The organism is Paraburkholderia nemoris, from assembly GCF_905221015.1.
Classification (GTDB): domain Bacteria; phylum Pseudomonadota; class Gammaproteobacteria; order Burkholderiales; family Burkholderiaceae; genus Paraburkholderia; species Paraburkholderia nemoris.
This window is the reverse complement of the sequence record NZ_CAJNBO010000013.1, coordinates 108701-122770: the sequence shown is the minus strand read 5'-3', so window position 1 is coordinate 122770 and position 14070 is coordinate 108701. Positions and strand designations below refer to the sequence as shown.

Genomic DNA, 14070 nt, shown 5'->3' with positions numbered 1-14070 from the left:
AACTGACGTATTGGGCCGCGCAAATTGGCTACCTACCTTTCGTTCCGTCGACACCGCCAGCCGGTTCCCAGCGCGGGTCGCCCGACTACGACCACAAGGAGAATTCGATGTCACACGACGACCAGAACGAGTCTGGCATGCCTTCGGCGCTGCGCCGCAAACTCTTGATGGGCCTCGCCGCCGCGCCCGCGCTCGCCATCTCCGGTATCGCGCGGGCCCAGCAGTATCCGACCGCGAAGGTCAACACCACGCACCTCGCGGTGACCGATACGGAAGTGACAGTCGGCCAGTTGCACTCGGCAACCGGCACGATGGCGATCTCCGAAACCGGCTCGATTCAGGCGGAGCGTCTCGCGATCGAGCAGATCAACGCAGCAGGCGGCATTCTCGGCCGTCAGATCAAGATCATTCAGGAAGACGGCGCGTCCGATTGGCCGACCTTCGCGGAGAAGTCGAAGAAGCTGCTCGAAAACGATCACGTGGCGGCCGTATTCGGTTGCTGGACGTCGGCGTCGCGCAAGGCCGTGTTGCCGATCTTCGAACGCGATAACGGCCTCTTGTACTACCCGACGTTCTACGAAGGGCTCGAGCAATCGAAGAACGTGTTCTACACCGGGCAGGAAGCGACCCAGCAGATTCTCTGGGGGCTGAACTGGGCGAACCAGACGAAGAAGGCGAAGAGCTTCTTCCTGATCGGCTCCGACTATATCTGGCCGCGCACGTCGAACAAGATTGCGCGCAAGCATATCGAGCAGCATCTGAGCGGTTGCAAGGTAGTCGGCGAAGAGTATTACCCGCTCGGCACCACTAACTTCAACTCGTTGATCAACAAGATCAAGATCGCCAAGCCCGATTGCATCTACGCGATCATCGTTGGCGGTTCCAACGTGGCGTTCTACAAGCAACTGAAAGCGGCCGGCATCACTGCGGACAAGCAGTTCCTGCTGACCATCTCGGTGACCGAGGACGAAGTGCTCGGGATCGGCGGCGAAAACGTCGCGGGTTTCTATTCGGCGATGAAGTATTTCGAATCGCTCGACAACGACAACAACAAGAAATTCGTCGCGGCGTTCAAGGCCAAATACGGACCCAAGTCGGTGATCGGCGACGTCACCCAGGCCGCCTATCTCGGTCCATGGCTGTGGAAAGCTGCGGTGGAAAAGGCCGGCAGCTTCGACGTCGACAAGGTCGTTGCCGCATCGCCTGGCATCGAGTTGAAGAGCGCGCCGGAAGGCTACGTGAAGATTCATGCAAACCATCACTTGTGGAGCCGCACACGTATCGGTCAGGCGCAGGCGGACGGCCAGTTCAAGGTGGTGGCCGAGTCGCCCGATCTGATCGAGCCGAACCCGTTCCCCAAGGGTTATCAGTGAAACACGAATCAGCCGCGAATCAGGCGCGCTGCCGCCACGTGAGCGCGCGCGGATCATTTCGAGGAGAGAGTCATGTCGCCTTCAGACATTCTTAACGTCACGCTGATGCAGGGCTTTGCCGGCCTGAGCCTGTTCAGTGTGCTGCTGCTGATGGGGCTGGGGCTGGCGGTGATCTTCGGCCAGATGGGCGTCATCAACATGGCGCATGGCGAGTTCATGACGATTGGTGCGTACACGATTTACATGTTCTCGCAACTGGCCGACAACTACTGGCATGGCTACGCGCCGGTGTACTTTCCGATCGCGATCTGCGCGGCCTTCGTGCTGGCGTTCGCGGCAGGCTGGGTGGCGGAGTGGGCGCTGATCCGCCACCTGTACCGGCGTCCGCTCGACACGTTGCTGGCGACCTGGGGCCTGAGCCTCGGGATGCAGCAGGTGTTTCGCTCGGTGTTCGGCCCGAAGGAGGTGAGCCCCACGCTGCCGGACTGGCTGATGGGTTCGTGGTCGCCGAAGCCGGGTCTCGACATCCCGATCAACGGATTGTTCGTGATGAGCCTCGCGGTGCTGATGACCGGCGGCGTGCTGCTGGCGCTGTATCGCTCGCGCTGGGGACTACGCGTGCGCGCCACCGTTGCGAACCGGCAGATGGCGAACGCGGCTGGCATCGATACCCGCAAGACCGACCGGCTGACCTTCGCGATCGGCTGCGGGATCGCGGGCGTGGCGGGCGCCGCGTTCACGGCGATCGGCTCGACGGGACCGACCAGCGGGTCACTCTACATCGTCGATTCGTTCCTGGTGGTGACGTTCGGCGGCGCGGCGAGTTTGCTCGGCACGGTGGCGTCCGCGTTCGGCATCGCGCAGATGCAGTCGATCAGCGAATTCTTCATGACCGGCTCATCGGCTCGTGTGGTGACGCTGCTCACCATTGTCGTTGTGCTGATGTTGCGGCCACAAGGGCTCTTCGCTTCGAAGGTGCGCCGTGCCTGAGCACTTATCGACTGCGTCACTGAACGGCCTTTTCAATCGCTTCAGCCCGGAGAAACGAATATGGACCAGCTGAACCCTTCCGCCGGCGCGTCCGTCGCGCCGGACTCCGCCGCGGGCCGCGCCGGCTTGCGGCATGCGCTGAAGCGCTGGCTGACGGGCGATGGCTACGGCAGCATCGTCGTGCTGGCGCTGCTGATTCTCGTGGTGTTTCCACTCGCGCTCGATGTGTTCCGCCTTAACCTGATGGGCAAGTATCTGACCTACGCGTTCGTCGCCGTTGGGCTCGTGATGGCGTGGGGCTACGGCGGTGTGCTGAGCCTCGGGCAGGGCGTGTTCTTCGGCCTTGGCGGCTACTGCATGGCAATGTTCCTGAAGCTCGAAGCTTCGGACCCGATCAGCACAAAGATCCAGTCGACGCCGGGCATTCCCGACTTCATGGACTGGAATCAGCTGACCGCCTTGCCGTTCTGGTGGAAGCCGTTTCATTCGCTGCCGTTTGCGCTGGCGGCGGTGCTGGCCGTGCCATGCGCGCTCGCGTTCGTGGTCGGCTTCGCGATGTTCAAGCGGCGCGTGGGCGGCGTCTACTTCGCGATCATTACGCAGGCGGTGGCGCTGATCCTGTCGGTGCTGATCATCGGCCAACAGGGCTATACCGGCGGTGTGAACGGCATCACCGATCTGCGCACGCTGCTCGGCTGGGATATTCGCGGCGATGGAGCAAAGCTGATCCTGTACTTCGTCAACGCGGTGCTGCTGCTCGTGGCCATTGTCTGCTGCCGGCAGATCCAGCGCAGCAAGCTCGGCACCTTGCTGCTCGCCATGCGCGACAAGGAGGACAGGGTGCGCTTCTCCGGCTACGACGTCGCCATGTTCAAGGTGTTCGCGTTTTGCATCGCCGCTGTGCTCGCGGCGATCGGCGGGGCGATGTTCACGCTGCAGGTCGGTTTCATGTCGCCGTCGTTCGTGGGCATCGTGCCGTCCATCGAGATGGTGATCTACGCCGCGGTGGGCGGGCGCATGTCGCTGGTGGGCGCGGTCTATGGCGCGGTGCTCGTCAACCTCGGCAAGACGTGGTTCTCCGAGAGTTTCCCGAATCTGTGGCTGTTCCTGATGGCCGCGCTCTTCATCGGCGTCGTGATGGCGTTTCCGAATGGGCTGGCGGGTCTCTACGACAGCCACGTCAAACCATGGCTCGCGCGCCTCGGCGCAAGGAGCGCTTCATGAGCAATACCGATTTCGTGCTGGCCGTCGAAGGCCTGAGCGTGTCGTTCGATGGTTTCAAGGCGATCGATTCGTTGAACCTGTATGTCGATCGCGGCGAGTTGCGCGTGGTGATCGGGCCGAACGGCGCGGGCAAGACCACACTGCTCGATCTGATCTGCGGCAAGACGCGGGCGAGCGAAGGCAGCATCAAGTTTCGCAACGAGGAGATGACGCGGCTGCCAGAGTTTCGCCGCGTGCGCAAAGGGATTGGCCGCAAGTTCCAGACGCCGTCGATCTACGAAAACCTCTCGGTGTTCCAGAACCTCGAGGTGTCGTTCCCGCGCGGGCGGGGCGTGTTTGGCGCGCTGACGTTCCGGCGCACCGACGATGTGCTCGACCGCGTGCGCAGTGTGGCCGGTGAAATCGGCCTTGAAAACCAGCTCGATCTCGAGGCTGGGCTGCTGTCGCACGGGCAGAAGCAGTGGCTGGAAATCGGCATGTTGCTGATGCAGGAGCCGGAGCTGCTGATGCTCGACGAGCCGATTGCCGGCATGAGCGTGCGCGAGCGTGAGGTTACGGCCGAGCTGCTCAAGCGGATCTGCCAGAACCGCTCGATGATCGTGATCGAGCATGACATGGCGTTCGTCGCGCAGATCGCCCACAAGGTCACCGTGATGCACCAGGGAAAGATTCTCGCCGAAGGGGCGATGGAACAGGTGCAGGCGGATCCGCGCGTCATCGACGTTTATCTCGGCCACTGAGCTGGCTATCGAGTCGTTCACGGAGGAGCCCAGCATGTTGAATGTCGACGACGTATTCGTCAGTTACGGCCAAAGCGAAGCGCTGCACGGCATCAGCTTCAATGCCGCCCACAACGAAACCGTGGCGATCATGGGACGCAACGGTATGGGCAAGACAACGCTGTTCAAATCGCTGATCGGCATTTTGCCGCTTAAGGCAGGTTCGGTGCAGGTAGACGGCGAAGAGGTATCGCGTGACGAGAGTTTCCGACGGGTCGCCAAAGGCATCGCCTATGTGCCGCAAGGCCGGCAGATTTTCGCCACGCTGAGTGTCGAAGAGAATATCCAGACCGGTCTCGAGAATGCCCCCACGAAGACGGTACCCGAGGAGATCTACGCACTGTTCCCAGTGCTTTACGACATGCGCACCCGCAAGGGCGGCAACCTGTCCGGCGGCCAGCAGCAACAACTGGCGATTGCCCGCGCGCTCGTCACCCAGCCCAAAGTGTTGTTGCTTGACGAGCCGACCGAGGGCATCCAGCCGTCGATCATCAAGGACATTGCCAAAGCATTGAACGAGATCCGCAAGCTGCGCGATATCACGATCGTCGTATCGGAGCAGGTGCTGAGTTTTGCGCTCGACGTCGCGGATCGGCTGTTCGTCATCGAAGGCGGCCGGCTCGTGCACGAGAGTCCGCGCAGCGCCGTCGACACCGCAAAGATTCGCGAATACCTGTCGGTGTGAGCCGACTGTCTGTCATTTTCTGGAGGAGGGTTTGCAATGGCTGAAACGCTAATCAAGGTCGACCTGAAACAGTCGGCCTACGACAACGAAAACGTCCACAACCGCTGGCACCCGGACATCCCGATGGCCTGCTGGGTCAATCCCGGCGACGATTTCATTCTCGAAACCTACGATTGGACCGGCGGTTTCATCAAGAACAACGATAGTGCTGACGACGTGCGCGATATCGATTTGTCGATCGTGCACTTTCTGTCGGGACCGGTCGGCGTCAAGGGCGCGGAGCCGGGCGATCTGCTGGTGGTCGATCTGCTCGATATCGGCGCCAAGCAGGAAAGCCAGTGGGGCTTCAACGGCTTCTTCTCGAAGAAGAACGGCGGCGGCTTCCTGACCGACCAATTCCCGCAGGCGCAAAAGTCGATCTGGGACTTTCATGGTCTCTACACCAGTTCGCGGCATATTCCCGGCGTGAACTTCGCGGGGCTGATTCACCCGGGGCTGATCGGGTGCCTGCCCGATCCGAAGATGCTGGCGACGTGGAATGAACGCGAGGCAGCGCTGATCGCCACGGACCCGCAACGCGTGCCCGGCCTCGCCAATCCGCCGTTCGCGGCGACGGCGCACATGGGACGACTCGCTGGCGAGGATCACGCCAAAGCTGCTGCCGAAGGCGCGCGCACCGTGCCGCCGCGTGAGCATGGCGGCAATTGCGACATCAAGGATTTGTCGCGCGGCTCAAAGGTGTACTTCCCGGTGTATGTCGACGGTGCCGGCCTATCGGTTGGCGACCTGCACTTCAGTCAGGGCGACGGCGAAATCACTTTCTGCGGCGCGATCGAAATGGCCGGCTGGGTGCATATGAAGGTCGAACTGATCAAGGGCGGCATGGCGAAGTACGGCATCAGGAATCCGATCTTCAAACCGAGCCCGATCACGCCGAACTATAACGACTACCTGATTTTTGAAGGTATTTCGGTCGATGAGCAGGGCAAGCAGCACTACCTGGACGTGCATATCGCATACCGGCAGGCTTGCCTGAACGCGATTGAATATCTGACGAAGTTTGGCTATTCACGCGCGCAGGCTTATTCGATTCTTGGTACTGCGCCTGTACAAGGGCATATCAGCGGTGTGGTCGATGTGCCGAATGCGTGCGCCACGCTGTGGTTGCCCACGCAGATCTTCGACTTCGATATCCGGCCGAGTTCGGCCGGGCCGGTCAGGCACATCGCGGGTGGGGTGGACCTGCCGCTGTCGCCGGATCTGGTCTGACGCGTGTCTTGTTGAGCGGGCGCTATAGCGCGTGACGAGGCCGCCGCGTCATCAGTACGGCGGCCATCCGACATGCGGGCGATGCAAATTCCGATCCACCGATCTTTAGAGGGCAGCACGATGCCGACTTACGATTACCGTTGCGATACCTGCGGCCCCTTTGCCGCGATACGCCGCGTCGCCGAGCGCAATACGGCCTGCGCGTGTCCCGCTTGCGCCGCACCGGCGCAGCGCATGCTGAGCCTGGCGGCGTTGTCGCTGATGCCGACGGACGCGCGTGCCGGTCACCAGATCAACGAGCGCTCCGCGCATGCGCCGCAGCGTTCGGGCGAATACACGCATCGTCATGGGCCGGGGTGCGGGTGCGGGTCGAAGGCGTCCGCGGGCGCGACGACCCAAGGCGGCCTCAAGACCAATCCTGGCGGCCGGCCGTGGATGATCAGCCATTGACGCGTCATATGAGGCCGTGCGCCGGGAGCGGTGTATTAACGACGTCGCGTGCCGACGTGCACGGACACAAAGGGCCCCTTAACGGCCCTTAACGCTTCTTAAGGCAGCGAAATCGTCAACGTGGCCGATTGCGGGCCGAGCTTGACCACCTGCGAATACGGAGCGAGCGTGCGCAACGTCTGATCTTTCAGGTAAGTGTTCAGCCCGAGATAAGCGAGCAGCCCGACCAGCGCGAACACCGCGCCGATCGACCACAACGGCACCTCGCGCTTGAGCCGGTGTGCGACCTGATCCGGCAGCGGCCAATGCGGTGCGAACGGTGCGCGCTTGCCCTTCATATGCGCGATTTCGTCGCCGATGCGCGCGGTCAGATAGGCGAGCTTCTCCGGTCCCTCGAGCAGATACTTACCCTGGAAGCCGAGCAGCAGGCACATGTGGAACACTTCGAGCGACTGCAAACGCGCGGCGCCCTGCGCACGGCATTCCTCCAGATACTGGAAGAATTTCTCGCCTGCCAGTTGCTCTCCGAACAGCACCAGTTGCAGTGGCCGGCGCTCCCATTCCGTGCGAATCTTGAAGGTCGACGACAACACCGATTCGTCGATGGCCGCGCAAAACGCAAACTTGGATGCGTAGACATCTTCCGCCGACGCATTGAGCTTTTTCGCGCCGCGCTCGAAGTCGCCGAGAAACTGCTGGATGCGCTGACTGAATTCGTGCGCCTCGCCGGGCTCGCGGCCGTTCTTCAACAGAAACAGCATAAAGAAGCCGTCGTACAGCAGATCGAGCAACGAGCGGACCTGGTAGCTCGGCTCGGTCATGGGGGCGGGCGTCGCGGCAGGCGTGCTGCCGCCAAACAGGGAAGGCGCGTAGCTCATGATGTGACGGCGATCAGTTCGAGTTGAAGATCGTTGATGCCCGACGGCGCGTAGATCATTGCCGATTGGGCCTGCAACATGCGGTCATACAAAGCGCCGCGCGATTCGCAAGAGAAGTAGCAGGCGCCCGGCCGCACCGGAATGGCGGGCGGGACTTGCGGCGTGTAGACGAGGCGCACGCCGGGCATAGCCGAGAGCACCAGCTTGTCGACGTCGTCCGGCGCGCCGACCTTGAAGCGGGCGGGTACGGCTTCGACGAGTTCGGCGGTCGGCATGTCTGCGGACACCGCGATGTAGAACATCGTTTTGTCGTCGATCTTGCCCGAGTCGAGGCGGCCCGCATGGAACGAGGGGCGCACTTCTTCGAGTGCGATCGCGAAGTAGCGCGTGGAGATCACGGTTTCGAGCAGATCGCGCAGGATCGTGTCGAGGCGCGCAAAGCCGGGGCCCGGGTCGTCATGCCGGTAAGCCGGCAGATCGGACAGCGCATAACCCTTCGAAAACGTCATCAACTGGCCGGCCAGGCGCAGCAATTCCTGGAACAGGCGCTCAGGATGCAGCGCCGAATGCTGATACAGATGCGCAAGCGAAGCAAACGCGGCGCTCGCGGTGTGTAGCAGCCAGAACGACGCGATGTCGCCCGAGCGGAACTCGATGATGTTCTTGGTCGGCTCGCGGTGAAAACCATACAGCGCGTTGACCTTGGCTTGCAGCGCGTCGATCAGTTGACGCAGCCGTTGGTGCAGGATCGGCGACGCGTCGATCGCGAGGCAGGGCGGCACGAACGTGTCGTCGATTTCAAAACCCGAGGTGGCGGTGCGGCGCACGCGCACGAGCGGTACCGACAGCAACTGGTCACGCGGCTCGCTATGCGCAATGAGTTTGACGCTGGTCTTCAGGAAGGTGATGTCGGCTTCGGCGGCGTCGGTGAAATGGTCGGCCACCGGTGCTTGCTCGCTGACATAACGCGACACGAAACCCGCATTGCTGTCTTGTGAGTAGTTCGCGCCGGCTTCGCGCAACGGATGCAGCGCGAGATAAAAGGTGAATTCGTTGATGCCGTCTGGCAGCGTGTCGAGCGCGATCGGCGGTGGCAGGCCGTCGGCTTGCGGCGCGGAGTAGAGCGCGCCATCCGGAAACACCAGCGAGAGTTCGCTCACACGCAGCACGTTGCTGCCGAGTGCGTCGCGGTCGAAGCGCGCCGAACGCACGCCCCAGTTGTACGGCTGGATTGCCTGGATCGATTCGAACAGGCGCGCCTCGTGATAGGCGTCCTGACGCTGAAAATGCTGCGGCCTCAGAAACAGGCCTTCCCCCCAAAGCACTTTTGCTGAATAACTCATCTCAAACCTGTTATATGCGTTCAGCGTGTGATGCGTCCGGAGATAACCAATTCGAACGCCGCATTGTTAATTCTCTAAAAACTGTTAAATCGTATTTGCGCGGCATCTTTAGCCGCAGCTTACCGAAGAAAGCATATTCAACGGCTGGGCGGGCAATCCCTGTTCTGGCGGGATCACAGTGCCGTTGGTCACCGTCATTGCACAGTTATGCAGGCCGATCATTATGCCGGATTTCTCCGACTTCGCCGGGTCGAAGGCGAATTTCCAACGTTGCATGGCCGGATCGCGGAATAGAGCGACGATACCGAATGCCTGCGCTTCACGCGAGACTTTTTCGGTGACGACGTAACGTTGACCGGGGATCAGTGTCACTTCGCGCACGCCCAGCAAATCGCCGCCGAGAATGGTCTTTTCCTTGGCCGGATCGGTAAAAGCGTCGAATGGCGCCTGCTGGAATGAAGTGGGGTCTTTCAGCACGTAAAGCCGCACGACCAGCGCCAGTGGGCGGTTGTCATTGGCGGAATTCAGATTCGGCGCGGCGTATAACGTGAGGTCGACATTACGTGGCGGCTTTTGCGCATCCGGCACCTCGGGCTTGCCGAGGCCGCTCGCCTGCAAAACCGCATTGGCAGCGGCTCCCAGCGCCGGCACGGCGGCCGCGCAGCCGCCCAGCAGCGCGCACGCCGCGGCGGTTGTAAGCAATAGCGATGCATGGCGAACAAGACGCGAATTCATATATACATCGACCGGCTCGGCGCCGTCCCCCGTCAAAACATCAATAACGAATTCAATCCGGCAAATTTGCAGCAACGCTATGCCGCGTAATGCCGCTTTATGCAAAGTGCATTGTTCTATGACGCTCGTGTGTTGGCAGGCCGGTATGCGGAAATTTTTTCCGTTCTCCACAATGTGACTATTGCGCCAGGAAACAATTTCTGCATGCTTCGTTTAAATCATCCACATGCATTTTTTTTGTGCAATGCTTCTTCACACGAAAGTTGAATTATCGAAAATTGGCCTGTACTATACCCGCGCAGTTGAAGCAAAGCAAAACTCCGGTTTCTCCTTGAATTAAAAAAATCGCACGTCGGTGAAAAACGATGAATGAGCGTCTGTTAGTAAAACTATCTGGGGTAGTGTTGGCATGCGGCGTGATTGCCGGTTGCGCGACACAGGGCAACAACACAGCGACCACACCGGAGGCTTTTAATAAGCAACTCGCGGACGCGGATACCGTCGCCAAGGGCGGTGATCAGGATCGCGCCATCGCGCTTTATCAGCAATTGTCAAAATCCGATCCGACCCGTGAAGAACCGTGGTCGCGCATTGCGCAGATCCAGTTCACGCAGGGCCATTACGGTCAGGCCATCGTCGCCGCTCAGGAAGCGCTGCAGCGTGACCAGACGGATCGTCAGGCCAAGAGCGTGCTGGCGGTAGCCGGCCTGCGCGTGGCCACGCAATCGCTCGGCGAATTGCGTCAGGATGCGTCGCTCGCGGGTGATGCGAAGTCGGACGCGCAAGCGCTCGCCAAGCAACTGCGTGACACGCTCGGCGAAGCCACGTTGTTCCCGCCTGACCCGAACGACAAACCGGCGGTGAAGAAGAAGCGCATCGTTCGCCATGTCGTCGCCAAAGGCAAGGCCGGCGATACGCCGGATGCCACCACCAGCGCAGCGGCTCCGGCCACCACGCCGGCGGCCCCCGCGGCGCCCGCCGCCCCGGCTGCGCCTGCAGCACCCGCCAAAGCCGCACAAAGCGGCGGCGCGTCCGACCCGTTCAGCGCGCTGCGCTGATCCACACGCCTGACCTATCTGCATCCGGGAGCCGACGATGGCGAAGAAAGAAAGTATTCAGAAGCGTTTGCAAAAAGTGCGGCCTCCGCGCGTTCAACTGACGTACGAAGTTGAGCGCGGTGATGCGATCGAGATCAAGGAGCTGCCGTTCGTAGTCGGTGTGGTTGCCGATCTGGCAGGACAGTCCGAAGTCGAGCAGCCGAAGCTGCGCGATCGCAAGTTCGTCAATATCGACCGTGACAATTTTGACGACGTGATGAAAGCGATTGAGCCGCGCGCTGCATTTCAGGTGGAAAACCGCCTGAGCGAAGCGGGCGGCAAATTTGCAGTCGACTTGCGTTTCAAGTCGATGGCCGATTTCAATCCGGATGAAGTGGTCGCGCAGATCGAACCGCTGCGCCGTCTGCTCGATGCGCGTTCGAAGCTGGCCGATCTGCGCAACAAGCTGGCCGGCAACGACAAGCTCGAGGACCTGCTGAGCGAAGTGCTCAACAACACGCAGCAGTTGCAGACTCTGGCGAAAGATCAGGGCAACGCAGCAGACCACGCCGGCGCGCCGGATCACGACAAGCAGGGCGAATAAGTACGTACGGGGTGTGAGATGAACCAGCAAACGGCAGCAGCCCAACTCGCCAGCGTGCAGAGCGGCACGGAATCCACGCTGCTCGACGAAATCGTCGAGAAAAGCCGCGTGGCGAAGTCCGATTCCGAGCACGCGCGCGCGAAAGACCTGATCGGCGAGCTCGTCCACCAGGTGCTCGACGGCACGGTGGTCATGTCCGACAACCTGTCGGCCACCATCGACGCGCGCGTCGCGGAACTCGACCGCCTGATCTCCGCGCAACTGAGCGCGGTGATGCACGCGCCGCAATTCCAGCGCATGGAAAGCACGTGGCGCGGCCTCGACTATCTGTGCAAGGAAAGCAATACCGGCTCGACGGTGAAGATCAAGGCGCTGCACGCGCCGAAGCGCGACCTCGTGCGCGACTTCAAGAACGCCATCGAATTCGACCAGAGCGCACTCTTCAAGAAGGTGTATGAAGAAGAGTTCGGTACGTTCGGTGGCGCGCCGTTCGGCACGATCATCGGCGACTTCGAAGTGACGCGTCAGCCGGAAGACGTGTACTTCATCGAACAGATGGCGCATGTCGCGGCTGCGGCGCACGCACCGTTCATCGCGTCGGCGTCGCCTGAACTGATGGGTCTCGAAACGTTTGCCGATCTCGGCAAGCCGCGCGATCTCGGCAAAGTGTTCGATACCGTCGAATACGCGAAGTGGAAGTCGTTCCGCGACTCCGAAGACTCGCGCTATGTCGGTCTGACCTTGCCGCGTTTCCTCGGCCGCCTGCCTTTCAATCCGAAAGACGGCGCCACGGCGGAAGGCTTCAACTTCGTCGAAGACGTGGACGGCACCGATCACAGCAAATACCTGTGGTGTAACGCAGCGTGGGCATTTGCCGCCCGCCTGACAGCTGCATTCGACGACTTCGGCTGGTGCGCGGCGATTCGCGGCGTGGAAGGCGGCGGTCTGGTTGAAGACCTGCCCACCCACACGTTCAAGACCGACGATGGCGAAGTCGCGCTGAAATGCCCGACCGAAATCGCGATTACCGATCGCCGCGAAAAGGAACTGAGCGACCTCGGTTTCATTCCGCTCGTGCACTGCAAGAATTCGGATTACGCCGCGTTCTTCGCCGCGCAATCGGTGCAGAAACCCAAGAAATACAGCACCGATAGCGCGAATGCGAACGCCGTGCTGTCCGCGCAGCTGCAGTACATCTTCTCGGTATCGCGCGTCGCGCACTACCTGAAGGCGATGATGCGCGACAAGATCGGCAGCTTCGCATCGGCGCAGAACGTCGAAGTATTCCTGAACCGTTGGATCTCGCAGTACGTGCTGCTGGACGACAACGCGACTCAGGAGCAGAAAGCGCAGTTCCCGCTGCGCGAGGCATCGATACAGGTCTCGGAGATTCCGGGCAAACCTGGTGCGTATCGTTCGGTCGCGTTCCTGCGTCCGCACTTTCAACTGGACGAGCTGTCGATCTCTTTGCGGCTTGTCGCTGACCTGCCGAAACCGGCAAATTCATAAACGAAGTCAGAAAGCCCGTGCCGGCCGCACGGGTTAGCTGTTAAAACCACCTCTTTGGGGAGTCGATGAGTTATGAAGGACATCTATTTAAAATTCGGCAATCCGGCGATCAAAGGCGAGTCTGCCGATAAAGATCATGCTGGCTGGATCGAAATCGATTCGTGGAGCCACTCGATTACGCAACCGCGTTCGGCAACGGCTTCGACGGCGGGCGGTCATACGTCCGAGCGTTGCGAACACGCCGACATGCAGTTCACGAAAGACATCGACGTGGTCAGCCCGCTGATCTATCAACACGCATCGGGCGGCACGACGTTCGACGAAGTGACGATCGATTTCATGCGTTCGGACGGCGAAGGCAACCGCATCAAGTACCTGGAAGTCAAACTCAAGTACGTGATCATCTCGAGCGCTACGCCGAGCGTGGTGGGCGAAGGCCTGCCGACCGAACAGTTCTCGCTGAAGTACGCTGCCGTGCAGTGGAAGTACACGCAGCAGAAGATCGGCGGCAACCAGGGCGGCAACGCGCAAGGCGCGTGGAGCCTGACGAAGAACGACAAGACGTACGCGGTCTGATGCCGGGGCGCACGCGCCTCGCAGCCTGAAAAGGCTGATGCCCGCCGCGCGCGCCTCGCATCGAACCGGTTTTTCGGACGCTGATGAAACGCTTCGAACCCAGCTTTCTCGACAAGCTGTTCGACGACGAACCGCATCTGCCGGCTTCCCCGGCGATGCGGCAATTGTCGTTGGACGAGTTGAAGGCCACTGTTGCACGCGACGTCGAGGCAATCCTGAACACCCGGATTGCCCTGACCGAGCACGAGCTGGCGGCGCTGCCGGAATGTCAGCGCTCGGTGCTCACGTACGGGCTGAACGATTTCGCGGGCTTGAGCCTGGCGAGTCACTACGACCGCACGTTTATCTGCAAATCGATTCAACAGGCCATCGCACGGCATGAGCCGCGCTTGCAGCAGGTGGCGGTCACGCTCGAATTGAACGAACAATCCACCAACGCGCTGAACTTTGCGATTCAGGCGTTGCTGGTGGTGCACCCGGCGGAAGAACCGGTGAGTTTCGATGCGATGCTGCAGCCTTCTACGCTGCAATATTCGGTGACGCGCGCACGCGCGAAGCTTTAGTACCTGCGTTTTAGTGTTTTGAGTACCGCTTTGTCGTTACCGTTAACGCGCAACG

At 61.0% G+C, this 14070-nt stretch carries 15 protein-coding genes; 12 read left to right on the top strand and 3 right to left on the bottom strand.

Annotated elements, in window-relative coordinates; genetic code table 11:
• Positions 1 to 107: 107 nt before the first annotated feature.
• The 7 genes from urtA to KHO33_RS21185 all read left to right on the top strand — a co-directional run bounded on the left by urtA (position 108) and on the right by KHO33_RS21185 (position 6770).
• The gene (gene urtA, locus KHO33_RS21215; RefSeq protein ID WP_054036487.1) at positions 108 to 1373 is read left to right on the top strand and encodes an urea ABC transporter substrate-binding protein; all 1266 of its coding nucleotides are present in this window, start codon (positions 108 to 110) and stop codon (positions 1371 to 1373) included.
• Positions 1374 to 1445: 72 nt separating this feature from the next.
• Positions 1446 to 2363 carry an urea ABC transporter permease subunit UrtB gene (gene urtB, locus KHO33_RS21210; RefSeq protein WP_054036485.1) on the top strand — a complete coding sequence of 306 codons (918 nt, stop codon included), beginning with the start codon at positions 1446 to 1448 and terminating at the stop codon, positions 2361 to 2363.
• A 60-nt stretch (positions 2364 to 2423) separates the two neighbouring features.
• On the top strand, positions 2424 to 3587 hold the full coding sequence (urtC, locus tag KHO33_RS21205) for an urea ABC transporter permease subunit UrtC (protein ID WP_200565976.1): 1164 nt from the start codon (positions 2424 to 2426) through the stop codon (positions 3585 to 3587).
• The gene (urtD, locus tag KHO33_RS21200) at positions 3584 to 4327 is read left to right on the top strand and encodes an urea ABC transporter ATP-binding protein UrtD (RefSeq protein ID WP_200565975.1); all 744 of its coding nucleotides are present in this window, start codon (positions 3584 to 3586) and stop codon (positions 4325 to 4327) included. Before urtC ends, urtD begins: the two co-directional genes overlap by 4 nt.
• Before the next feature lie 34 nt (positions 4328 to 4361).
• Positions 4362 to 5051, top strand: coding sequence for an urea ABC transporter ATP-binding subunit UrtE (urtE, locus tag KHO33_RS21195; protein WP_054036482.1), 690 nt, complete (start codon positions 4362 to 4364; stop codon positions 5049 to 5051).
• Between the two features lie 36 nt (positions 5052 to 5087).
• The gene (gene fmdA, locus KHO33_RS21190; protein ID WP_200565974.1) at positions 5088 to 6320 is read left to right on the top strand and encodes a formamidase; all 1233 of its coding nucleotides are present in this window, start codon (positions 5088 to 5090) and stop codon (positions 6318 to 6320) included.
• 120 nt (positions 6321 to 6440) lie between these two features.
• Positions 6441 to 6770, top strand: coding sequence for an FmdB family zinc ribbon protein (locus tag KHO33_RS21185; RefSeq protein WP_200565973.1), 330 nt, complete (start codon positions 6441 to 6443; stop codon positions 6768 to 6770).
• A 98-nt stretch (positions 6771 to 6868) separates the two neighbouring features.
• On the opposite strand, the gene icmH is transcribed toward KHO33_RS21185, so the two are convergent.
• From icmH to tssJ, 3 genes are all read right to left on the bottom strand, one after another.
• Positions 6869 to 7648 (bottom strand): type IVB secretion system protein IcmH/DotU, encoded by a 780-nt coding sequence (icmH, locus tag KHO33_RS21180; RefSeq protein ID WP_054036477.1) that lies wholly within the window; start codon positions 7646 to 7648, stop codon positions 6869 to 6871.
• Positions 7645 to 8991, bottom strand: coding sequence for a type VI secretion system baseplate subunit TssK (tssK, locus tag KHO33_RS21175; RefSeq protein WP_200565972.1), 1347 nt, complete (start codon positions 8989 to 8991; stop codon positions 7645 to 7647). The genes icmH and tssK overlap by 4 nt, the downstream gene beginning before the upstream one ends.
• A 108-nt stretch (positions 8992 to 9099) precedes the next feature.
• Positions 9100 to 9726 carry a type VI secretion system lipoprotein TssJ gene (tssJ, locus tag KHO33_RS21170; RefSeq protein WP_200566015.1) on the bottom strand — a complete coding sequence of 209 codons (627 nt, stop codon included), beginning with the start codon at positions 9724 to 9726 and terminating at the stop codon, positions 9100 to 9102.
• A gap of 365 nt (positions 9727 to 10091) precedes the next feature.
• On the opposite strand from tssJ, the gene KHO33_RS21165 reads away from it, so the two are divergent.
• From KHO33_RS21165 to tssE, 5 genes are all read left to right on the top strand, one after another.
• Entirely contained in the window at positions 10092 to 10784 is a 693-nt protein-coding gene (locus tag KHO33_RS21165; RefSeq protein ID WP_200565971.1) for a tetratricopeptide repeat protein, read from the top strand.
• A gap of 37 nt (positions 10785 to 10821) precedes the next feature.
• Positions 10822 to 11367 (top strand): type VI secretion system contractile sheath small subunit, encoded by a 546-nt coding sequence (gene tssB, locus KHO33_RS21160; RefSeq protein WP_093638435.1) that lies wholly within the window; start codon positions 10822 to 10824, stop codon positions 11365 to 11367.
• 18 nt (positions 11368 to 11385) lie between these two features.
• On the top strand, positions 11386 to 12876 hold the full coding sequence (gene tssC, locus KHO33_RS21155) for a type VI secretion system contractile sheath large subunit (RefSeq protein ID WP_093638439.1): 1491 nt from the start codon (positions 11386 to 11388) through the stop codon (positions 12874 to 12876).
• A 72-nt stretch (positions 12877 to 12948) separates the two neighbouring features.
• The gene (locus KHO33_RS21150) at positions 12949 to 13452 is read left to right on the top strand and encodes an Hcp family type VI secretion system effector (RefSeq protein ID WP_054036475.1); all 504 of its coding nucleotides are present in this window, start codon (positions 12949 to 12951) and stop codon (positions 13450 to 13452) included.
• 83 nt (positions 13453 to 13535) lie between these two features.
• Positions 13536 to 14015, top strand: a complete 480-nt coding sequence (gene tssE / locus KHO33_RS21145) for a type VI secretion system baseplate subunit TssE (protein WP_054036473.1) — start codon at positions 13536 to 13538, stop codon at positions 14013 to 14015.
• The last annotated feature ends 55 nt before the right edge of the window (positions 14016 to 14070 follow it).